Raw genomic sequence first — 20,331 nt, forward strand, 5'->3', positions numbered from 1 at the left:
GGTGAAAAGGGGCGCAACCACTGGGACAACCAAACCCCGGCGGAATTCAGCGCAGGCGCGCCTAGCCTGCGTCGGGGTCGCGCCGGCGTCAACGGCGCTGGCTCAGCCAGCTGCGCGGGTCGACCGGCTTGCCGTTCTTGCGCAACTCGAAATACACGCCGGTGTTGATGCCGGTGGGCGGGCTGGCGGTGCCGATCACCTGGCCGGCCTCCACCTGGTCGCCGACGTCGCGCAGCAGGCTTTCGTTGTTGCCGTACATGCTCATCCAGCCATTGCCGTGGTTGACGATCAGCAACATGCCGTAGCCGCGCAGGAAGCCCGCGTAGATCACCTTGCCGCGCGCCACCGCATGGATGTCGCTGCCGCCGCCGGCCTTGATCAGCACGCCATTGCCGTAGCTGTTGACCACCCCGCTGGCCGGCCATGGCAGGTTGCCGCGGATGTCGGCAGCGGCGCCACCCACCTCGATCGGCGGTGGCGGCTTGCGCCCGGGGTGCTTGCGCACCGCTTCCGCGCGTTCGGCGGCGGCGCGCCGGGCGGCCTCGTCGATCGCCTTCTGCAACTTGTCGAGCAGGTTGTTCAGCGATTGCGCGTTCTGCTTCAGGGCGGTCAGCTTTTGCGCCTGGTCCTTGTACTGGGCGTCGGCGGCGGCGGCCAGCTTCTGCTGGGCGGCGCGCTGCTGGCCGAGCTCGGCGGCCTGCTGTTCGCGCTTCGCCTTGACCGCCTGCAACGCCTGCTGCTCGGCGGTGATCGAGCTTTCCAGCTGTTGCAGGGTGGCCAGGTCGCCCATCAGCTTCTGCACCCGCTGCACGCGGTCCTGCTGGAAATACTTCGAGTACACCAGCGCCCGCGCGATGCGCGCCACGTCCTCGTCGCCCAGCAGCAGGCGCAGGTCCGAGCCGTGGCCCAGCGCATAGGTGGCGCGCAGCAGGTCGGCGATCGCGGCCCGCTGGCTGTGCAGGTTCTGGTTCAGCACGCCGCGTTGCTGCTGCAGCTGTTCGAGCTGGGCCTGCTTGGCGGCCAGTTCGGCGTCCGTCTGGCGTACCATCCGCGCCGCCTTGGCCAGCGCATTGGCCTGCCTGGCCAGTTCCGCATTGACGCTGTCACGGCGGGCGGCGGTGTCGGCCTGCTGCTGCGCCAGCGCCTTCATCTTCTGCTGCAGCTCGGCCAGCTTCTTCTTCGCTGCGGCCTGTTCGGTGCTGCTGCCCTGGGTCGGGTGGGCCATCGCCGCGGAGTGGAGCACACCCCAGGCCAGCAGGGCGGCAAGCAGGCGGGGGGCGAATGAACGGGCGACGCGAGGGCGTATGGGCATGGCCCGATTATCGCCGAGCTGGCGGCCCGTGGGCGAACCGGCGGCGAGTCGCTGGAGATCGCCGCCCCGCATGGCGTAAATTCCGATGATGTGCCTGATCGCTTTCGCCTGGAAAAGCCACCCGCGCTGGCGCCTGCTGCTGGCCGGCAACCGCGACGAATTCCATGCGCGCCCGAGCCTCGCGCTGGCGCGCTGGGACGACCTGCCGATCATCGGTGGCCGCGACCGCGAGGCCGGCGGCACCTGGTTGGGGGTGAACGAAGACGGACGCTGCGGCGTGGTGACCAATGTCCGTGATCCGGCGGACCCGCAGCGGGGTGCTTCGCGGGGCCTGCTGATCACCGACTATCTCGCCGGCAAGGTCGATGCGCCACGCCACGCGCAGCATCTGCTGACTGCCGGCGCGCAGTACCGGCCGTTCAACCTGCTGACGTTCGACCCGCATGCCGCGTTCTACCTGGGCAATCGCCCCGAGCCGCGCATGCAGCCGGTGACGCCGGGCGTGCACGGCCTGTCCAATGCCGACTTCAACACGCCGTGGCCGAAAACGCGCGCGCTGATGCGGCGACTGCAGGCGTGGATCGACAACGGCGACGAAGCGGATTTCGGTGGCCTGTTCGAGGCGCTGGCCGACGAGCGGCAGGCACCGGACGAGCAATTGCCGGATACCGGGGTGGGGCTGGAACGCGAACGCTGGCTGTCATCGGCCTTCATCCGCGGCGAACACTACGGCACCCGCGCCAGCACGCTGGTGGCGATCGGTCATGACGGGAAGGGCGTGATCGTCGAGCGGCGGTTCGGCCCGCTGGGAAGCTTCGAGGGCGAGACGACGCTGCACTTCGCCAGCCCGTCGCCGGGCTGAACCCAGGCCAGAAGCCCCGCGCCTACGTGCGCCATCGGCATCCTGGGCTGCCGGCATGGCCGCGGCCCGGCTAGCCTGCCTGCAACGTCCACGGAGCGGAGCAAAGCATGCGTGCAGGGAAGCTGTTGATGATCGCGTTGCTGGTGCTGGCTGCAAGCGCGGCGCAGGCCACCGACTGCCCCGGCTGGTCGCCGACGCAGGCACGCGAGGAGATGCTGGCGCTGCACGATCGCCTGGATGGCTGGAATCATGCCTATCGGGTCAGCGGCCAGTCGCCGGTCGACGACGCCGTCTACGACCAGTCGCAGCAGCGGCTGGCGCAATGGACGCGCTGCTTTCCTTCGCAGGCGCCAAAGGCGCTGGCGCAGCTTGCCGACGCCGGCGGCGCGGCACGCTCGCCGGTGGCGCAGACCGGTCTGGCCAAGTTGCCCGACGCGGCGGCCCTGGCGAGGTGGATGCAGCAGCGCGGCGGGCACGACCTGTGGGTGCAGCCGAAGGCCGACGGCGTGGCGGTGACCCTGCTTTACATGGACGGCCATCTGCGCCAGGCGACCAGTCGCGGCGATGGCCTGCACGGCTCGGACTGGCTGGAAAAGGCGCAGCGCATCGCGGCGATCCCGAAGACGCTGCTGCATGCTCCGAAACGCGTGGTGTTGCAGGGCGAACTGTACTGGCGCCTTCCCGGTCACGTGCAGGCCGGAGACGGCGGGGCGAATGCGCGCTCGGCGGTCGCCGGCGCGCTGGCGCGCGACACGCTGGATGCCGACACCGCCGCGCAGATCGGCCTGTTCGTGTGGGACTGGCCCAGCGGTCCGGCAGACATGCCGGCGCGACTGGCCGGGCTGCAGGCGATGGGGCTGGCCGACAGCGTGACCTATACGCATGCCGTCACCTCACTGGACGAGGTGCAGCGCTGGCGCGAACAGTGGTATCGCCACGCGATGCCGTTCGCCGCCGACGGCACGGTGGTACGCCAGGGCCATCGCCCGCCGGCCTCGAGCTGGCAGCCCTCGCCGCCGACGTGGGCGGTGGCCTGGAAATACCCGGCGGCGTCGGCGCTGGCCCAGGTGCGCGCGGTGGACTTCACGATCGGCCGCAGCGGTCGCATCACCCCGGTGCTCGAACTCGAGCCGGTGCAACTGGACGATCATCGGGTGCAGCGGGTCAGCGTGGGCTCGCTCAAGCGCTGGCAGGAGCTCGACATCCGTCCCGGTGACCAGGTCGAGGTGGTGCTGGCCGGCCTGACCATTCCGCGCCTGCAGTCGGTGGTCTGGCGCGCGCGCCAGCGCGTGCCGGTGACGCCGCCCGATCCGACCCGGCATGGTCCGCTCAGTTGCTGGCAGGCCGGTCCGGGTTGCCAACAGCAGTTCCGTGCGCGGCTGGTCTGGCTGGGCGGTCGCCAGGGCCTGCAACTGGATGGTGTGGGCGAGGACACCTGGCAGGCACTGATCGACGCCGGCCTGATCCACGACTTGCTGGACTGGATGCGGCTCACCCCCGCACAACTGGCGACCGTGCCCGGGATCGGCGCCGACCGCGCAGCGGTGCTGGCCCGCGCCTTTGCCGCCGCCCGCGATCGTCCGTTTCCGCACTGGCTGCGTGCGCTCGGCCTGCCCGCGGGCATCGCCAGCGGCCTGTCCGACTGGCAGGCGATGAGCGCCCGCGCGGCCGGTGACTGGCAGGCACTGGAGGGCATCGGTGCCGGACGGGCGAACCAGCTGGTGGCGTTCTTCGATTGCGCGGACGTGCGGACGCAGGCCGCCCGGTTGCACGCGGCGGGCGTGCAGGGCTTCTGAGCGTCAGCTCTTCAGTTCGCCGTCGAGGTAATACCAGCGGCCGTCCACGCGCACGAAGCGGCTGGTCTCGTGCTGGCGTTGCGCGCGACCGCCGCCCAGGCGGTAGCGGGCCACGAACTCGACCACGGCATGTTCGTCATCGATCTGCTTGGCCTGCCGCACCTCCAGCCCCAGCCAGCTGGGCGGCGGTTGCTGCGCCGCCAGTCGCAGCGTGTCCGGCCGGGTGTCGGGATGCCAGCTGGCCAGCAGGTAGTCCTCGCGCTTGAGCACGTAGGCGCTGTAGCGCGAGCGCATCAACTGCTCGGCGCTGGTGGCGGTGCCGCCGTCATGCAGCGATCCGCAGCAGGCGGCGTAGCCGGCCGGGTTGCCGCAGGGACATGGGGTCAACGTATCGATGGACTTCATGCCGCCTTTGTACCCGGTTCGGCGGATTCGTGCAGGCGGGCCTCAACGCCTGTGAAGAAAACCACTTCTTGTGGTTTTCTTCTATCGCGAGTCCGGCGCATGTCCGGACTCGCTCACATGAAACAGTCACTTGCGTGACTGCTTCATGCCCGGCCCTCGTGGCCGGACTGAGAGGTTGAAAAACTCACAACCTCTCAGCCGCGGCGATGCCACACCCGACAGCGGTTGTTCGCCGGCATCGCGATGTCGGCAACCAGCTGCAGGCCGGCCTGGTTCGCCAATGCATCGACCGCTTCCGCATCGCGGATCGCCATGTGTTCGCCGCGTTCCTTCAACCAGACGTCGAACGCGGCATTGCTCTGGCTGCTGTAGCGGCCGTCGTGGTTGAACGGGCCGTAGATGACCACCACGGCATCGCTGGCGAGGATCGTGGGCAGTCGCGCAAACAGCTGCTGCACTTCGTCCCAGCGCATGATGTGCAAGGTGTTGGCGCTGAACACCGCGTCGAACGGTCCGGCCGGCCAGTCACCGCCGACGTCGAATTCCAGCGGTGCCGGCGTGTTCGGCAGTCGTGCATCGTCCAGCCAGGCGCGGATGCCGGGCAGGTTTTCGCGGCGGTCGGAGCTTTGCCCGGTCAGCTGCGGCAGTGCCGCGGCAAAGTGCACGGCGTGCTCACCGGTGCCGCTGCCGATCTCCAGCACGTGGCGACGATCGGCGAACTGCTCGCGCAGCACGTCGAGGATCGGTTCGCGGTTGCGCTGGCAGGCCGGCGAGCGGGGTTTTTCCACGCCGCGATCGATTCAGGCCGGATGGCCGCGCAGCACCCGCGCCGGCAGCATCAGCAGCGCGTGGAGGAAGGCGAACACCGCGCCGACGGTGATGCCGACCAGCCGGAACGGCAGAAGCACCAGCCACACGATCGGATAGAGCACCAGCGCGAGCAACGCCAGCGGCCAGCAGAACACCAGCAGCAACAGCCAGAGCAGGAAACCAGCCATCGGTCGTTCCTCGCGGTTGGGGATGCCGGAGATTCTAGCGCAGCCAAAACGGCGGCCACAGGTGACTCTCGGCACCCCGCCGTCAGCCGGCCACGGCCTCGACCCGGACGACCAGGGCCACGGTGGCGTCATGCAGGGTGATCCCGACCGCGGCGGCCGCATCGGGGCGCCAGGCGTCGCCGGCCTGCAGCCGCCCGTCGGCGGTATCGATCGCGCCGCGGGCACAGAACACCAGGGCGGTGCCGGCGGCCATCATGCGCGTGCCGGCTTCCGTCCAGGCCTGCACCTCGCCACGCACCCGGGCGCGGCGCAGCATCAGGTTGAAGTCGCGGGTAGGGCCGCCGGCCAGGGCCACGGTGACCTTCGCTTCGCCGGGAAAGGCGAACGGGGCGAACGGCGTGGTCAGCGCATGGATGCGGCCATCGTCCAGCGTCATCGTGAAGCCGGCGCCGTCGAGCAGGGCGATCTGCCGGTCGATGCCCGGGAAAAGCGAGAACGGCGCCGCGCTGTCGACCTCGGCGATGCTGACCCGCCAGTCGAAATCGTCGCCGTGGGCCAGCGCCGGATGGACGGCTATTTCGCGGGTGCGACCCAGGCCGTTCTTCCACGGCTGCGACGGGCAATCGGCGAGGCGGATGATCATGCGGTTCTCTCGATGACGCGCTCGAACGGCGGCAGCGCGCGCAGCATGCCGGCGCCGTAGCGCTTGGTGACCACGCGGCGGTCCAGCAGCACGATGCGGCCGTGGTCGGTCTCGTTGCGGATCAGGCGGCCGCAATATTGCGTGAGCAGTCGCGTGGCTTCGGGGATGCTGACCTCGATGAACGGATTGCGCCCGCGCGACTCCAGCCACTCGGCGTAGGTGGCGCCGACCGGATCGGTGGGCACCGCGAACGGCAACTGGGTGATCACCACCGTCTCGCAGAACTTGCCCGGAAGATCGAGGCCCTCGCCGAACGAGGCCAGCCCGAACAGCGTGCTGCCCTTGCCCGCCTCGATGTCGGCGCAGTGCTCGGCGACCAGTTGCGACTTGCCCAGCGAACCCTGGGCGCGCACCTTGCGCACCTGGGCGATCGGCAGTTTCTGCAGCACGCGGTCGAGTTTCTGGCGCGAGGTGAACAGCACCAGGTTGCCGGCATCCCAGTCGAGGTTGTCGGCTAGCCACTCGCTGATTTCCTCGGCGTGCGCCTCGCGTGCGTCGGGCAGGGTGCGCATCGCCGGGACTTCCAGCCGGGCCTGTGCGGCAAGGTCGAACGGCGAGGGCAGGCTCAAGGTCACCGCGTCGTTGGGCAGGCCGACGGCGTCGGCGAAGCCGCGGAAGTTGCCGCCCGCGCTCAACGTGGCCGAGGTCATCACCACGCCGCTGGCGTTGTCCCACAGCACGTTGCGCAGCAGGCCCGCGGCGGACACCGCCGAGGCGTGGCAGACCAGCTGCTGGTCCGCGCCAAGCGTGACCCAGCGCGCCATGGGCGGGGTGTTGTCGGAGTCCTCACTGGACCATGCACGCCAGCACGCGGCCTGCTTGCCGATGCGCTCCAGCGCCAGGCCCAGCTCGCGCGACAAGGCTTCCTGGGTCGGCCCGCCATCGGTCATCTCGACCACGGCGCGACGCACCGCAGCCAGCCAGCGCTGCACCTCGCCGGTGAGCAGGTCGAGCATGCGGGCGTGTTCCACCCACGGCTCGGGCAACTGCCCCAGCGAGCCCCGGTACATCGGTTCGTTCTCGGCCGGATCGGGCAGCCAGGCCAGGCGGATTTCCTTCTCCAGTTCCTCCAGCGTGTTGCTGAGTTCCTGCAGTTTCTCGTCGCCCTGGTCGAGGCCGAGCTTGCCCAGGCGTTCCTTGTCGGTCAGCGAATAGGCCGCGTGCACCTGCCGGCCGAGCCGGCTCAGCTGGCGCACGGTGGCGGTCATGTAGACCTCGGCGGCGCCGCGGTCGATCGCCTTGCCCGGCACGTGGTGGCCTTCGTCGAAGATGTACAGCGTTTCGTCCGGCCGCGGCAGGATCACGCCACCCCAGCCCTGCACGCCCTCGGCGCCGCCTTCGCCCGGCATGGTCAGGTCGGCCAGCACCAGATCCTGGTTGGCCACGATGATCTCGGCGTCGTCGACCGCGCGGCGCGCGGCGAAGAACGGGCAGTTCATGAACTGCCCGCACTTGCGTCCGGTGCAGCCTCCGGCGCTGGTGGTGATCATCGGCCGCAGCAGGTCGCTGACCGGTTCGGGCGCGCTGTCCATGTCGCCGTTCCACTCGTTGTGGTCGAACGCCACGCGCAGCTTCGCCAGCGACTGCTTGTCGCGCGCCTGTGGCGGCTTCGCCCACAGCATCAGGTCCGATTCGAAGCCGGCCAGGCCCATCTGCGCGTCGTGGATGCTGTTGGCGGCCATCAGCAGGTTGCGCGGGCACAGGTAGCGACCACGGCCCTTGGCCAGCGCCACCTTGGCCTCGATGCCGTTGAGCTGCAGGTACAGCGGGATGTCCCGTTGCACCAATTGCTCCTGCAGCGCCACCGTGGCGGTGGCGATCAGCAGCTTCTTCTTCTGCGCGCGCGCCACCTCGACGCCGGCGATCAGGTAGGCCATCGACTTGCCGGTGCCGGTGGGCGCCTCGATCACCGCCACGCCGCCGGTCTGGCCGAAGGCCTTGGCCACTTCGGCGATCATCTTTCCCTGCGAGGCGCGCGCCCGGAAACCGGGCAGGCCGTCCTTCAGGCGCGCGTAGGCGGCGCGGATGGCGTCTTTGGTGGTGTCGGCAAGCATGGACGAATCGGCAACCTGTGGCGCGGTCGCGGCTGGGCGTCGGCAGGATCGACGGCCGGCGCGGATGACCGGTACAAAGGCACAGTCTATCGGTATTGCGTGTTCCGCCCCATGCAGGCAGGCTCGGTCCTGTCTGGCGAGGTCTTGCCGCGTCGGTGCGAAGCGGTATCCTGACCAACCGGCGTTGGCAGGCCCGGGACAGGGGGAGTCTTCAACGATGAAGCAGGCGGGCGCGGTCGGCTCGGCATCGTACGAGGGAGCGCAGCAGCTGAGCTGGCTGGCTCGGCTGATCATCGCGCATACCCCGGAGGAAGTGGCCACCGGCGTGGCCGGCCTGGTCAGGGCGCATCCGGATTGCCTGGCGGCCGAAGTCCTGTGGGGCAGCGGTGCCCTGGAGTACGTGCAGCAGCACAGCCCGGGGCTGGTGGCGGCAGCCGACGCGCCCTGGCTCGATGCCGCGCGCGCCAGCTCGCAGCCGCTGTGGCATGCCGACGGTCGCCGCGCCGCCGTGCGGCTGTGCGAGCAGCCCGAACCCGTGCTGCTGGTGGTGCGCACGGCGCACCCGGCGTCCGGCCTGTTCGAGGCGTTGCAGGAGCCGCTGACGCTCGCCGGGCAACTGCTGCAGCGGGCGCTGGAATGGGTGGAACTGCGCGATTCGCACGAACAGCTGGAGCGCTCGGAGAACCTGCAGCGCGCGCTGTTCGCGATCTCCGACCTGGCCGGCTCCGAACGCGACATGCCGGACATGCTGCGTGGCATCCATGCCATCGTCAGCACGCTGATGTACGCGGAAAACATGTTCATCGTGACGCGCAACGCGGGCGAAAACACGGTGCGCTTCCTCTACTACGTCGATGTCATGGACCCCGCCATCCCCGGCGACGGCCAAGACATGCCGATGAGTGCGATCGAGCACACGCTGACCTGGTACGTGATGCGCGACGGCAATGCGCGGATGGGCGACGCGGAGGAGCTGCGCAACCAAGCGCCGGGCCCGGTGGCCGTGATCGGACCGGACAGCCACGACTGGCTCGGCGTGCCGATGCTGCGCGACGGTCATGTCGGCGGCGCGCTGGTGGTGCAGAGCTACCAGCAGAACATCGGCTTCAGCGAGGAAGATCTCGCCCTGCTGCAGTTCGTCGGCAGCCACATCCTCACCGCGCTGGAGCGCAAGCAGGGCAAGGACGAACTCGAACGCCAGGTGCAGCAACGCACCGTGCAGCTGGCCGAGGCCAATCGCGGCCTGCAGATGGAAGTGATCGAACGGCAGCGCGCCGAGCATCTGCAGGCAGCGCTGTTCCGGATCGCCGAGATGGCCACCGCCGACATCGATCAGGACGCCTTCTACCGACGCGTGCACGGCGTGGTGGGCGAGCTGCTGAATGCGGAGAACTTCTTCATCGCGCTGCTTTCCGACGATCGCCAGAAGCTGACCTTTCCCTACTCGGTGGACGCCGTGCTGGCGCCGCCGGCCGAGCGTCCGCTGGGCCGCGGCCTTAGCGAGTACGTGCTGCGCCAGGGTACCGAGTTGCGGCTGGACAATGCGCAGATCGAGGAGCTCGAACGACAGGGCGAGATCGCGCCCGGCCGCATGGGCTCGCCGGCGATGTGCTGGCTGGGCGTGCCGCTGGTCGTCGGTGACGAGGTGATCGGCCTGGTCACCGTGCAGAGCTACCGGCCCGACGTGGTGTACGGGGCGGCCGACCAGGAATTGCTGAGTTTTGCCGCATCGCAGATCGCCAACAGCCTGAGCCGTCGGCGCTCGGCCGAGACATTGCGGCGCGCCTACGGCGAGCTGGAGCAGCGGGTGGAGGAACGCACGCTGGCGCTGCGCAAGGAAATCATCGAGCGCGAGCGCATGCAGGACCAGCTGCGCCATCAGGTCATGCACGATTCGCTGACCGGCCTGCCCAATCGCAGCTACCTGCGCGACCGCATCGATCGTGTACTCGCCACGATGCGGCACCACCCGGACCAGTGCTGCGCGCTGCTGTACCTGGACGTCGACCGCTTCAAGATCATCAACGACAGCCTCGGCCACCTTGCCGGCGACGAAGTGCTGAAGGAAGTGGCGAACCGCCTCGCCGCCTGCGTGCGCCATCCCGACCTGGTGGCGCGGCTGGCCGGTGATGAATTCGCGATCCTGCTGGAACAGGAAGAGCTGCCGCCAGCGGCCACCACGGTAGCGCAGCGCGTGCTGGATGCGCTGGGCCCACCGATGCTGGTGGCCGGCAAGGAGCTGCAGGTGACCGCCAGCGTCGGCATCGCGATGGGCGACGACCACTACGCCACCGCCGACGAGATGCTGCGCGATGCGGACATCGCGCTGTATCGCGCCAAGGAACTTGGCCGCAAGCGCTTCGCGATGTTCGACGAGACCCTGGCCAAGAACGTGGTCGACGTGCTGGCGATGGAAGGCGAGTTGCGCCAGGCCTTGCAGCACGACCAGTTCGAGCCGTACTTCCAGCCGATCTGCGCGCTGGACGGGAGTGACCGCGTGCTCGGCTACGAGGCGCTGATCCGCTGGAACCATCCCCGGCGCGGCGTGCTGGTTCCCGGCGATTTCCTGAAGATCGCCGAGGACAGCGGCCTGGTCGAGGCGATCGACTGGCGCATGTTCGAACTGAGCTGCCGGGAACTGCTGCGCCATGGCGACGGCGAGGCGTTCATGACCATCAACGTGTCGGCCCTGCACCTGCGCCACGCCGATTTCGATCGCCGCCTGGTGCAGCTGCTGGAAACCACCGGGCTGCCGCCGTCGCGGCTGGTGGTGGAAGTCACCGAGGGCGCCCTGCTGGACAATCCCGAACACGTGCGGGCCACGCTGGACCGCCTGCGGTTGATCGGCGTCGGCGCCGCGCTGGACGACTTCGGCACCGGCTATTCGTCGCTGAGCTACCTGCATTCGCTGCCGCTGCGCATCCTGAAGATCGACCGCGCCTTCGTGCACGAGCTGGACAAGGGCGCGAACACCTCGGGCACCACGGTGGTCGCCGCGATCCTGGCGCTGGCGCGGGCGCTGAACATCCAGGTGATCGCCGAGGGCATCGAGACGCCGATCCAGCGCGGCGCGCTGATCGCGATGGGTTGCGAGATGGGCCAGGGCTACCTGCTCGGCCGCCCCGCACCGATCGCCCGGCCATCGGCGGCCATCGGTGGTGCGGCCTGAGTCCGCGGCCTACTCGCCCACAGCAATCTGCCGCAAGGCCTGCTCGAACGCCTCTGGCGGCTGGCCACCGGAAATCAGGTGCTGGCCGTTGACGATGGTGGCCGGCACCGAATGGATGCCGCGCGAGGTGAAGAACCGTTCCTGCTCGCGGACGTCGTCGGCGTACTCGTCGCCGGCCAGGATCTGCCGTGCGCGCTCACCGTCCAGTCCCGCCTCGATGGCCAGGCGCTGCAAGGTGTCGTGCGCGCTGACGTCCTCGCCATCGGTGAAGTACGCGCGCAGCAGGATCTGCTTCAGCGTCAGCTGGCGACCTTCCAGCCCGGCCCAGTGCAGCAGCCGGTGCGCATCGAAGGTGTTGTAGACGCGGCTGCGCCGATCCATGTTGAAGGTGAAGCCCAGCGCCGCGCCACGCTCGCGGATCGCCGCGCGGTTGGCGTCGATCTGCTCGGCGCTGCTGCCGTACTTGCGCACCAGGTGCTCGGTGGAATCCTCGCCTGCGGCTGCCATCTGCGGATTCAGCTCGAACGGCTGGAAGTGGATCTCGGCGCTGATCTCGCCGTCGACCCTGGCCAGCGCCTGCTGCAGCGAAGCCAGTCCCACCGCGCACCACGGGCAGGAAACGTCGGAGACGAAGTCGATGCGGAGGGCGGCGGGGGTGGTCATGGCAGGCCTTCGAACAGGGATCGGACCCTCCAGAATTGGGGCGCTGCGCAGCTGTTCAATGGTGACGAGGGTCGGTGTTCACCGGGTCATGCTCAAGGCCACCGCCTCGGCGATCCTGATCCCGTCCACCGCGGCGGAGAGGATGCCGCCGGCGTAACCCGCGCCTTCGCCGGCGGGATACAGGCCGCGGGTGTTGAGGCTTTGCAGGCTGTCGTCGCGCTTGATGCGCACGGGCGAGGAGGTGCGCGTCTCCACGCCGGTGAGGATCGCATCGGGCATCGCGTAGCCGCGGACCTGCCGTTCGAATGCGGGCAGCGCTTCGCGGATCGCGGCGAGGGCGTAGTCGGGCAGGGCGCTGTCCAGGCTGCCAAGCATCACGCCGGGCTTGTACGACGGCTGCACCTCGCCGAACTCGCGCGAGGCGCGGCCGGCGAGGAAATCGCCGACCAGCTGCGCCGGCGCGCTGTAATTTTCGCCACCCAGCGCATAGGCGTGGCTTTCCAGCGCGCGTTGCAGCGCGATGCCGGCCAGCGGGCCGCCGGCGGGATCGAACGCGGCAAAGTCCGACGGCTCGATGCCGACCACCACCGCCGCGTTCGCGTTGCGCTCGTTGCGCGAATACTGGCTCATGCCGTTGGTGACCACGCGGCCCGGTTCGCTGGTGGCCGCCACCACGGTGCCGCCGGGGCACATGCAGAAGCTGTACACCGAGCGGCCGTTGCCCGCGTGGCTGCCCTTGCAGTGATGCACCAGCTTGTAGTCGGCCGCACCAAGAATGGGATGGCCGGCTTGCGGGCCGAAGCGGGCGCGATCGATCACCGATTGCGGATGTTCGATGCGGAAGCCGATCGAGAACGGCTTCGCCTCGAGATAGACGCCGCGGGCGTGCAGCATCTCGAAAGTGTCGCGTGCGCTGTGGCCCAGCGCCAGCACCACGTGGTCGGAGCGGATCTGCTCGCCGCTGGCCAGGGTGACGCCGCGCACGCGGCGTTCGCCGTCCGCGTCGGTGTCGATCAGCAGGTCGTCCACGCGCTGGCTGAAGCGGATCTCGCCGCCCAGCGACTCGATCGTCTCGCGCATGTTCTCCACCATCGACACCAGCCGGAAGGTGCCGATGTGCGGCTTGCTGACGTAGAGGATTTCCTCCGGCGCGCCGGCCTTGACGAACTCGGTCAGCACCTTGCGGCCATGGTGCTGCGGATCGCGGATCTGGCTGTACAGCTTGCCGTCGGAAAACGTGCCGGCGCCGCCCTCGCCGAACTGCACGTTGGACTCCGGATGCAGCTCGCGCTTGCGCCACAGGTCCCAGGTGTCCCTGGTGCGCTCGCGCACGGCCTTGCCCCGGTCGAGGATGATCGGGCGAAAGCCCATCTGGGCCAGGACCAGTCCCACGAACAGCCCGCAGGGGCCGAAGCCGATCACCAGGGGACGATGGGCCAGTTGCGCGGGCGCCTTCGCCACGAAGCGGTAGTCGGTGTCTGGCGTCGGTTGCACGTGCGGATCGTCGGCGTAGCGCTGCAGCAGCTCGGCTTCGCGCGGCGTGTCGATGTCCACCGCATAGATCAGCGCGATCGCGCCGCGCTTGCGCGCGTCATGACCGCGCCGCGCCACGGCGTAGCTGCGGATGTCGGCCGCCGCGAGGTGCAGGCGCTTGCGGATCGCCGCCGCCAGTTCGGCCTCGTCGTGATCGAGGGGCAGCTTGAGGTCGCTCAGTCGCAGCATGGTCCAGCGTTCCGTGAAGGCATCAGTTGCATGCGACGATTTTCGCAGATATCGCGCCGCCGCGAAGATCGCGGCGGCGCGCGGCGATCAGGCCTGGCCGATGAAGTCGGTTTTGCCGATGTCGGTGCCGGCCTCGCGCAGGATGTTGTACGCGGTGGTGCAGTGGAAGAACAGGTTGGGGATGGTGAAGCCGAACAGGTAGGCCTGGCCCGCGAAGGTCATCTCGCCGGTGCGCATCTTCATCACGACGGTGCGGTTCTCGCTGCCGTCGATCTGTTCCGGCGTGAAGCTCTTGATGTATTCGATCGCGCGTTCGATGCGGCCGTACGCCTGTTCCAGCGTGGTCTCGTTGTCCTCGAACGATTGGGGTTCGACGCCGGCCAGACGGGCGGCGCCACGGGCGGCCATGTCGCAGGCGATCTGGATCTGCTTGATCAGCGGCAGCATGTCGGGGATCAGTCGCGTCTGCAGCAGCACCTCGTCGCTGACGTTCTTCGATTTCGCGTGTTCGGCACCTTTCTTCAGCACATGCGTGAGGTTGGTCAGCGCGCGGGTGAAAACGGGGACGGAGGCTTGGTACATGGACAGCGTCATGGGTGACTCTCCTGCGGTTCGTGAAGTGATTCGGGCAAGGGGTTGATGGCCAGCGCGGGCAGATCGCCGGTGAGCACGACGGGCGCGGCCTCGTCGGGTTGCGGTGCGGCGACGGCGGGCAGGTTTCGGGTGACCCGCGCCGCGACCACCAGGCCGACCAGCATCAGCACGGCCGAAAGCACGAACGCGGCGCCTGGCAGATGGACGGGCGAACCCGGCGCGATCGACAACGCGAAAATCTGTGCAAACAGATACGGCCCGAAGATGCCCGCGAAACTGCCCAGGCTGCCGATCGCGCCCTGCAGCCGGCCCTGCTCGGACGGATCGACCTGCTGCGTCATGATCGACTGGATCGGCGGCATCGCCAGCCCCCACAGCGCCAGCAGCGGGATGCCGAACAGGAACGCCCAGCCCACGTTGGCCACGCCCATCACCAGGAACGCACCGACGCCGAACAGCATGCCGGCCAGCAGCACGCGACGCTCGCCGAAGCGCGGCGCCAGCTTGCCGGTGAGCACTGCCTGCACGAAACCGTCGCAGCCGCCGACCAGCATCAGCACGTAGCCGACCGCCTGCGGACCCCAGTGGTAGCGGTAATCCGCGTACAGCACGAACACCGTCTGCAGCACGTAATGAGCGAGATAGACCATGAACAGCACCACTGCCAGGCCGAGTACCTGCGGCTGGCGGCGCAGCAGTTTCAGCGAGCCGAACGGATGCGCGCTGTGCAATTCGAGTCGGGCCGTGCGGCGTTCCTTCGGCAGTGATTCGGGCAGGACGAAACAGCCATACAGGAAGTTGCACAGCGCCAGTCCCGCGGCCACCCAGAACGGCAGGCGCAGCGCGATGCTGCCCAGGAAACCGCCCAGGCCCGGGCCGATGATGAAGCCCAGGCCGAATGCGCTGCCGAGGATGCCGAACGCGGCCGCGCGCTTTTCCTTCGGCACGATGTCGGCGATGTAGGCATTGGCCGTGCTGAAGCTGGCTGCGGTCATGCCCAGCAGGATGCGCGCCGCGAACAGCATCCACAGCGTAGGCGCCAGCGCCAGCACCACGAAGTCCACGGCCAGGCCGAGGTTGGAGATCAGGATCACCGGCCGCCGCCCGAACCGATCGGACAGCGCGCCCTGCACCGGCGAGAACACGAACTGCACGATCGCGAACACCGTGCTGAAGATGCCCACCCACCACGCCGCCCGGGCGATGCCGCCGCCGGCCAGCTGCTCGATCAGGTGCGGCAGCACCGGGATGATGATGCCGAACGCCAGCATGTCCAGCAGCACGGTGACGTAGATGAAGGCCAGCGCGGCGCGATGGCGCGGAGCGACAGGCATCGGCGACTGGTCCATGGGCGTGGCGAGGCGGAGGGACTGCGACGATAGCTGAAGCGGGGCACCGCGGCATGTGCATCCGGTCAGGTATCGCCGCGGCATCGGCGCGATACCATGGAGCATTCTCCTGCCAGGACTGCCCTCATGGTTCGACGTCTGCTTCCCGTCTGTCTGCTGCTGGCGCTCGCCGGCTGCTCTTCCCACCAGGACGCGCCGGCGCAGGCGCCGGTGTCGAAGGAGGAGCTGGCTCCCGCGCCCGCCGCCACGGCGCCGGATGCCGTCGAGTCCGCCGCGGCCGTGCGCAAACACCTGGCCGACTACGCCACGGTGAAGCTCACTGCCGACCTGTCGAAGTTCGATGCGCAACAGCAGCAGATGATTGCCTTGCTGGTCGAGGCCGCGGACAGCATGAACGCGCTGTACTGGAAGCAGGGCTGGGGCGACAAGGACGCGCTGCTGGCGCAGATCGGCGACCCGTCGGTGCGCGAGTTCGCCGAGATCAACTACGGCCCGTGGGACCGGCTGGACAACGACAAGCCCTTCGTCGACGGCATCGGCCCGCGTCCGGCCGGCGCGCAGTTCTACCCAGCCGACATGACGAAGGAGCAGTTCGAGCAGTCGCCGCTGAAGGACAAGACCGGGCTGTACACCTTGCTGCGCCGCGACGACAAGGGCCAGCTGATCAGCGTGCCCTACCACGAGGCGTACAAGGCCGAACTGGAAAAGACCGCCGGCCTGCTGCGCGAAGCCGCGAAACTGGCGAAAGATGCGGGTTTCCGCAAGTACCTCACGATGCGCGCCGACGCGCTGCTCAGCGACGACTACCAGGCCAGCGACTTCGCCTGGATGGACATGAAGAGCAACCCGGTCGACATCGTGATCGGCCCGATCGAGACCTACGAGGACCAGCTGTTCGGCTACAAGGCCAGCTACGAATCCTATGTGCTGGTCAAGGACCAGGCCTGGAGCGCGAAACTTGCGCGCTTCGCCAAGTACCTGCCCGAACTGCAGCGCGGCCTGCCGGTGGCCGACAAGTACAAGGCCGAGAAGCCCGGCTCCGACGCCGACCTCAACGCCTACTTCGCGATCTACTACGGCGGCGACGCCAACGTCGGCGCCAAGACCATCGCGATCAACCTGCCCAACGACGAGCAGGTGCAGCTGAAGAAGGGCACGCGCCGCCTGCAGCTGGAAAACGTGATGCAGGCGAAGTTCGACAAGATCATGCTGCCGATCGGCAAGGAACTGATCGCCGACGACCAGCAGAAGAACCTCACCTTCGATGCGTTCTTCCAGAACACCATGTTCCACGAAGTGGCGCACGGCCTCGGCATCAAGAACGTTCTGGACAAGAGCGGGCTCGACAGCAAGGTCACCGTGCGCAAGGCGCTGAAGGACCAGGCCTCCAGCTTCGAGGAAGGCAAGGCCGACATCCTCGGCCTGTACATGGTCAGCAAGCTGGCCGCCAAGGGCGAGCTGGACAAGTCGAAGCTGATGGACAACTACGTCACCTTCCTCGCCGGCATCCTGCGCTCGGTGCGCTTCGGCGCCAGCGACGCGCACGCCAAGGCGAACATGGTGCGCTTCAACTTCTTCAAGCAGCAGGGCGCGTTCAGCCGCGACGAAGCCAGCGGTCGCTACCGCGTCGACTTCGACAAGATGACCGCGGCGATGAACGCGCTGTCGGCGAAGCTGCTCACCATCCAGGGCGACGGCGATTACGAAGCCGCGAAACAGCTCACCGAGCAGATGGGCAACGTCGACGCCGGGCTCGCCGGCGACCTGAAGCGACTCGACCAGGCGCACATCCCGGTCGACATCCGTTTCGAGCAGGGGCTGGACGTGCTGGGCCTCAAGCAGCCCTGATGCATGAGGACGCAGGGCGGGCAGTGCCCGCCCTACGCGGCGGCGATCCAGTCGGCAACCGCCTGCGGGTGTTCCAGATGCAGGTGATGGCCACCGTCCATGTGCGTCACGGTGATGTCCGCCACGCAGGCGGCGCGCGCCTGCATCATCGCGTCGGGCAGGTACGAGGTGGCCGGCTGCGCCAGCAGCAAGGCGGTGGGTGCGGTGATGCCGCGCAGCAGGGCATGCACCTGCGATTCGGCCAGTCGGCTGGCGCTCGATCGGGTCAACCGTGGATCGCTGCGCCAGCGCCAGCCGCCGCCGGTTTCGAGCAGCCCCCGTTCGACGATGGGACGGGCCAGTTCGGTGGCCAGGCCGCTGACCATGCTGCGTGCCTCGACCGCCTGTTCGATGCTGTGGAACACCCGCAGGGGCTTGTCGCTGCGCGGCGCCAGTGCGTCGCGAAAGCGCTGCAGGGTGTGCGAGCCATCGTCGCCGAGCGGGCCCAGTCCCTCGATCAGCAACAGCCGCTCGATCCGCTGCGGCCGCGCGCTGGCCACCAGCGCGGCGACGCCGGCGCCCAGCGAATGCCCGAGCAGGGTGTAGCGCGCAAGCTGCAGCGCATCCGCGGCAGCCAGCACGTCGCGCACGTAGTCGAGGAAGTGGTAATGGCTGCCGGCGGGCAGGTGATCGGAATGGCCGTGGCCGGGCAGCTCCAGCGCGATCACATGATGGTGTTCCGCCAGCAGGGGCGCCAGCCGCGCAAAGCTGCCGGCGTTGTCGAGCCAGCCATGCAGGGCCAGCAAGGGCGGCAGCGCGGCGTCGCCCCAGCGCTGCGCGCGCAGCGAGCACGGCGGCAGGTCGATCGTGACGAACTCACTCATGGCCGGCGCGGACGGCTGTTGCCCGCTGCCCCGCCTGGATGCGTTGTTGCCGGTGCGCGGCGGCATCGTAGTCGGCGGCGAACTCGGGCCAGCCCTGGGTGTGCCGCAGCACCAGCGCGGCGAGGCTGTCGACCTGGTCCGGACTGTCGTTGAGCGCGGGGATGTAGCGCAGCGCTTCGCCGCCGGCGCCGATGAAGAAGTCGCGGTTCTGCATGGCGATCTCTTCCAGCGTCTCCAGGCAATCCACCGCGAAGCCCGGACAGGCCACGTCGAGCTTGCGCACGCCCTCGGCGGCGAGCCGGCGCACGGTGGCGTCGGTGTACGGATGCAGCCAGCGTTCGCGACCGACCCGCGACTGGAAGCTCACCACCAGCTGTTGCTGGTCCAGCTGCAAGCGCTCGCGCAACAGCCGCGCGGTGGCGTGGCACTGGCAGAAATACGGGTCGCCTTCGTGCAGGTAGCGCTCGGGAATGCCGTGGAACGACAGCAGCAGCCTGTCGCCGCGGCCGTTCGCGGCCCACCAGCGTTCGATGCTCCGCGCCAGCGCCTCGATGTGCGCAGTGTCGTCGTGGTAGTCGTTGACGATGCGCAGTTCCGGTGGCCAGCGCAGCTGCTTGATGGTGTCGGCGACTGCGTCGAGCACCGAGCCGGTGGAGGTGCCCGAATACTGCGGGTACAGCGGCAGCACCAGCAGCCGGCGCACGCCTTCGCGCTGCAGCTGTTCGATCGCTTGGCGCACCGAAGGCTCGCCATAGCGCATCGCCAGCGCCACCTTCACCGGCGCCTGTGGCCGTTGCCGGGCGATTTCCGTTTGCAGCGCCGTGGCCAGCGCCTCGCTGCCGAAACGCAGCGGCGAGCCGCGGCTGTCCCAGATTCTGGCGTACGCATGCGCCGAGCGTTTGGGCCGCAGGCGCAGGATCACCCCGTGCAGGATCAGCCACCACAGCCAGCGCGGATACTCGATCACCCGCGGGTCGGCGAGGAACTCCGCCAGGTAGGGGCGCACCGCGCGGGCCGTCGGCGCGGTCGGCGTGCCCAGGTTGACCAGCAGGACGCCAGCCTGAACGGGCTGAACATCCGGGTCATGGGAATAGCCGGCAAGGCCGGTATAGTTGTTGCGAAATGGCATGGTGGTGATCGTGACGACGTCGATCAGTGAGTCTGCCACAAGCCCGCCACCCCCACCTTGCGTCGGGGCCGGGTTCGACACGTATCCCCCGATTCCAGCCGAAACCGACCCCGAACCGAAGCGGAGCTGCCCATGTTGAACAAATCAATGCGACGACTGCTGCTGATCGGCATGGCCCTGTTGCTGCCTGCAATGGCCGCGCACGCCGAGGATCCGCCGCTGGTGCGCGCCAGCAACGCGGTGCGCGTGATGAACGACATCATGCAGGCGCCGGACAAGGCGATTCCGCAGGACCTGTTGCGCAATGCGCGGGCCATCGCGGTGATCCCGGACATGATCAAAGCCGGTTTCATCTTCGGCGGTCGCCGTGGCGAAGGGCTGATCTCGGTGAAGAGTCCGGACGGCACCTGGTCCAATCCCAGCTTCATCACCATGACCGGCGGCAGCGTGGGTTTCCAGGCCGGCGTGTCCTCCACCGACGTGATCCTGGTGTTCCGCACCCAGCGTGGGGTGGATTCGATCGTCAACGGCAAGTTCACCCTCGGCGCGGACGCGTCGGCCGCGGCCGGTCCGGTGGGTCGCACCGCCAGCGCCTCCACCGATGCCCAGCTGAAGGCCGAGATCTATTCGTACTCGCGCAGCCGGGGCCTGTTCGCCGGTGTCGCACTCGACGGTTCGGCGCTGCGCATCGACTATGATGCGAACGCTGCCGTGTATGGCGCCGGCGTGACTCCGCGGCGCATCTTCGAGGGCGGCGTCAGCAACGTGCCCACGCCCGTGGTGGACTTCCGCGACCGCCTCGAAGAGTACACTTCGCGCTGATGCGGAATGCCGGCCCGTGCGGGCTGGCGTTTCCGGTTCGAT

Annotated in this window: 17 protein-coding genes; 5 read left to right on the top strand and 12 right to left on the bottom strand. The window is 68.6% G+C overall.

Going from position 1 to position 20,331, the window contains the following annotated elements; translation table 11 throughout:
- Window positions 1–88: 88 nt before the first annotated feature.
- Window positions 89–1,225 (bottom strand): murein hydrolase activator EnvC, encoded by a 1,137-nt coding sequence (locus tag I6J77_RS02175; protein ID WP_239309255.1) that lies wholly within the window; start codon window positions 1,223–1,225, stop codon window positions 89–91.
- Window positions 1,226–1,400: 175 nt separating this feature from the next.
- Between I6J77_RS02175 and I6J77_RS02180 the strand changes: the two genes are divergently transcribed.
- Window positions 1,401–2,174: an NRDE family protein gene (locus I6J77_RS02180; protein WP_204111371.1), complete on the top strand. Its 774-nt coding sequence runs from the start codon at window positions 1,401–1,403 to the stop codon at window positions 2,172–2,174.
- Window positions 2,175–2,281: 107 nt separating this feature from the next.
- Entirely contained in the window at window positions 2,282–3,970 is a 1,689-nt protein-coding gene (gene ligB, locus I6J77_RS02185) for an NAD-dependent DNA ligase LigB (protein ID WP_204110398.1), read from the top strand.
- A 3-nt stretch (window positions 3,971–3,973) separates the two neighbouring features.
- On the opposite strand, the gene I6J77_RS02190 is transcribed toward ligB, so the two are convergent.
- From I6J77_RS02190 to dinG, 5 genes are all read right to left on the bottom strand, one after another.
- Entirely contained in the window at window positions 3,974–4,375 is a 402-nt protein-coding gene (locus I6J77_RS02190; protein WP_204110399.1) for a YchJ family protein, read from the bottom strand.
- 194 nt (window positions 4,376–4,569) lie between these two features.
- The gene (locus tag I6J77_RS02195; protein WP_204110400.1) at window positions 4,570–5,163 is read right to left on the bottom strand and encodes a DUF938 domain-containing protein; all 594 of its coding nucleotides are present in this window, start codon (window positions 5,161–5,163) and stop codon (window positions 4,570–4,572) included.
- Between the two features lie 12 nt (window positions 5,164–5,175).
- Window positions 5,176–5,373 carry a hypothetical protein gene (locus I6J77_RS02200; RefSeq protein WP_056717104.1) on the bottom strand — a complete coding sequence of 66 codons (198 nt, stop codon included), beginning with the start codon at window positions 5,371–5,373 and terminating at the stop codon, window positions 5,176–5,178.
- An 82-nt stretch (window positions 5,374–5,455) separates the two neighbouring features.
- Window positions 5,456–6,016, bottom strand: coding sequence for a HutD family protein (locus tag I6J77_RS02205; RefSeq protein ID WP_204110401.1), 561 nt, complete (start codon window positions 6,014–6,016; stop codon window positions 5,456–5,458).
- Complete coding sequence (dinG, locus tag I6J77_RS02210; RefSeq protein WP_204110402.1) at window positions 6,013–8,130, bottom strand: ATP-dependent DNA helicase DinG; 2,118 nt, start codon at window positions 8,128–8,130, stop codon at window positions 6,013–6,015. Before dinG ends, I6J77_RS02205 begins: the two co-directional genes overlap by 4 nt.
- A 217-nt stretch (window positions 8,131–8,347) precedes the next feature.
- Here dinG and I6J77_RS02215 point away from each other — a divergent pair, with 217 nt between their 5' ends.
- Window positions 8,348–11,299: an EAL domain-containing protein gene (locus I6J77_RS02215; RefSeq protein ID WP_204110403.1), complete on the top strand. Its 2,952-nt coding sequence runs from the start codon at window positions 8,348–8,350 to the stop codon at window positions 11,297–11,299.
- 9 nt (window positions 11,300–11,308) lie between these two features.
- On the opposite strand, the gene I6J77_RS02220 is transcribed toward I6J77_RS02215, so the two are convergent.
- The 4 genes from I6J77_RS02220 to I6J77_RS02235 all read right to left on the bottom strand — a co-directional run bounded on the left by I6J77_RS02220 (window position 11,309) and on the right by I6J77_RS02235 (window position 15,612).
- On the bottom strand, window positions 11,309–11,962 hold the full coding sequence (locus I6J77_RS02220) for a DsbA family oxidoreductase (RefSeq protein ID WP_204110404.1): 654 nt from the start codon (window positions 11,960–11,962) through the stop codon (window positions 11,309–11,311).
- A gap of 78 nt (window positions 11,963–12,040) precedes the next feature.
- A complete protein-coding gene (locus I6J77_RS02225; RefSeq protein WP_204110405.1) occupies window positions 12,041–13,684 on the bottom strand; it encodes an NAD(P)/FAD-dependent oxidoreductase in 1,644 nt (547 codons plus the stop codon).
- A gap of 87 nt (window positions 13,685–13,771) precedes the next feature.
- On the bottom strand, window positions 13,772–14,278 hold the full coding sequence (locus tag I6J77_RS02230; RefSeq protein ID WP_056717098.1) for a DUF1993 family protein: 507 nt from the start codon (window positions 14,276–14,278) through the stop codon (window positions 13,772–13,774).
- Window positions 14,275–15,612 (bottom strand): TCR/Tet family MFS transporter, encoded by a 1,338-nt coding sequence (locus I6J77_RS02235; protein ID WP_239309150.1) that lies wholly within the window; start codon window positions 15,610–15,612, stop codon window positions 14,275–14,277. The genes I6J77_RS02230 and I6J77_RS02235 overlap by 4 nt, the downstream gene beginning before the upstream one ends.
- Window positions 15,613–15,753: 141 nt before the next feature.
- On the opposite strand from I6J77_RS02235, the gene I6J77_RS02240 reads away from it, so the two are divergent.
- On the top strand, window positions 15,754–17,475 hold the full coding sequence (locus tag I6J77_RS02240; RefSeq protein ID WP_204110406.1) for a Zn-dependent hydrolase: 1,722 nt from the start codon (window positions 15,754–15,756) through the stop codon (window positions 17,473–17,475).
- A 32-nt stretch (window positions 17,476–17,507) separates the two neighbouring features.
- On the opposite strand, the gene I6J77_RS02245 is transcribed toward I6J77_RS02240, so the two are convergent.
- Entirely contained in the window at window positions 17,508–18,338 is an 831-nt protein-coding gene (locus I6J77_RS02245; RefSeq protein ID WP_204110407.1) for an alpha/beta fold hydrolase, read from the bottom strand.
- Window positions 18,331–19,467 carry a ferrochelatase gene (gene hemH / locus I6J77_RS02250; protein ID WP_204110408.1) on the bottom strand — a complete coding sequence of 379 codons (1,137 nt, stop codon included), beginning with the start codon at window positions 19,465–19,467 and terminating at the stop codon, window positions 18,331–18,333. Before hemH ends, I6J77_RS02245 begins: the two co-directional genes overlap by 8 nt.
- Window positions 19,468–19,599: 132 nt before the next feature.
- Here hemH and I6J77_RS02255 point away from each other — a divergent pair, with 132 nt between their 5' ends.
- Complete coding sequence (locus I6J77_RS02255) at window positions 19,600–20,289, top strand: lipid-binding SYLF domain-containing protein (RefSeq protein ID WP_056717094.1); 690 nt, start codon at window positions 19,600–19,602, stop codon at window positions 20,287–20,289.
- Window positions 20,290–20,331 lie beyond the last annotated feature (42 nt).

The sequence above is a fragment of the Rhodanobacter sp. FDAARGOS 1247 genome (assembly GCF_016889805.1).
Taxonomy (GTDB): Bacteria; Pseudomonadota; Gammaproteobacteria; order Xanthomonadales; family Rhodanobacteraceae; genus Rhodanobacter.

What these genes read in the sequence shown, in the direction of transcription:
- I6J77_RS02255 (WP_056717094.1), top strand. Translation starts at nt 19,600, where the DNA reads ATGTTGAACAAATCAATGCGACGACTGCTGCTGATCGGCATGGCCCTG.
- I6J77_RS02220 (WP_204110404.1), bottom strand. Translation starts at nt 11,962, where the DNA reads ATGACCACCCCCGCCGCCCTCCGCATCGACTTCGTCTCCGACGTTTCC.
- I6J77_RS02240 (WP_204110406.1), top strand. Translation starts at nt 15,754, where the DNA reads ATGGTTCGACGTCTGCTTCCCGTCTGTCTGCTGCTGGCGCTCGCCGGC.
- I6J77_RS02200 (WP_056717104.1), bottom strand. Translation starts at nt 5,373, where the DNA reads ATGGCTGGTTTCCTGCTCTGGCTGTTGCTGCTGGTGTTCTGCTGGCCG.
- dinG (WP_204110402.1), bottom strand. Translation starts at nt 8,130, where the DNA reads ATGCTTGCCGACACCACCAAAGACGCCATCCGCGCCGCCTACGCGCGC.
- I6J77_RS02180 (WP_204111371.1), top strand. Translation starts at nt 1,401, where the DNA reads ATGTGCCTGATCGCTTTCGCCTGGAAAAGCCACCCGCGCTGGCGCCTG.
- I6J77_RS02190 (WP_204110399.1), bottom strand. Translation starts at nt 4,375, where the DNA reads ATGAAGTCCATCGATACGTTGACCCCATGTCCCTGCGGCAACCCGGCC.
- I6J77_RS02230 (WP_056717098.1), bottom strand. Translation starts at nt 14,278, where the DNA reads ATGACGCTGTCCATGTACCAAGCCTCCGTCCCCGTTTTCACCCGCGCG.
- I6J77_RS02225 (WP_204110405.1), bottom strand. Translation starts at nt 13,684, where the DNA reads ATGCTGCGACTGAGCGACCTCAAGCTGCCCCTCGATCACGACGAGGCC.
- I6J77_RS02245 (WP_204110407.1), bottom strand. Translation starts at nt 18,338, where the DNA reads ATGAGTGAGTTCGTCACGATCGACCTGCCGCCGTGCTCGCTGCGCGCG.
- I6J77_RS02235 (WP_239309150.1), bottom strand. Translation starts at nt 15,612, where the DNA reads ATGCCTGTCGCTCCGCGCCATCGCGCCGCGCTGGCCTTCATCTACGTC.
- hemH (WP_204110408.1), bottom strand. Translation starts at nt 19,467, where the DNA reads ATGCCATTTCGCAACAACTATACCGGCCTTGCCGGCTATTCCCATGAC.
- ligB (WP_204110398.1), top strand. Translation starts at nt 2,282, where the DNA reads ATGCGTGCAGGGAAGCTGTTGATGATCGCGTTGCTGGTGCTGGCTGCA.
- I6J77_RS02175 (WP_239309255.1), bottom strand. Translation starts at nt 1,225, where the DNA reads ATGGCCCACCCGACCCAGGGCAGCAGCACCGAACAGGCCGCAGCGAAG.
- I6J77_RS02205 (WP_204110401.1), bottom strand. Translation starts at nt 6,016, where the DNA reads ATGATCATCCGCCTCGCCGATTGCCCGTCGCAGCCGTGGAAGAACGGC.
- I6J77_RS02215 (WP_204110403.1), top strand. Translation starts at nt 8,348, where the DNA reads ATGAAGCAGGCGGGCGCGGTCGGCTCGGCATCGTACGAGGGAGCGCAG.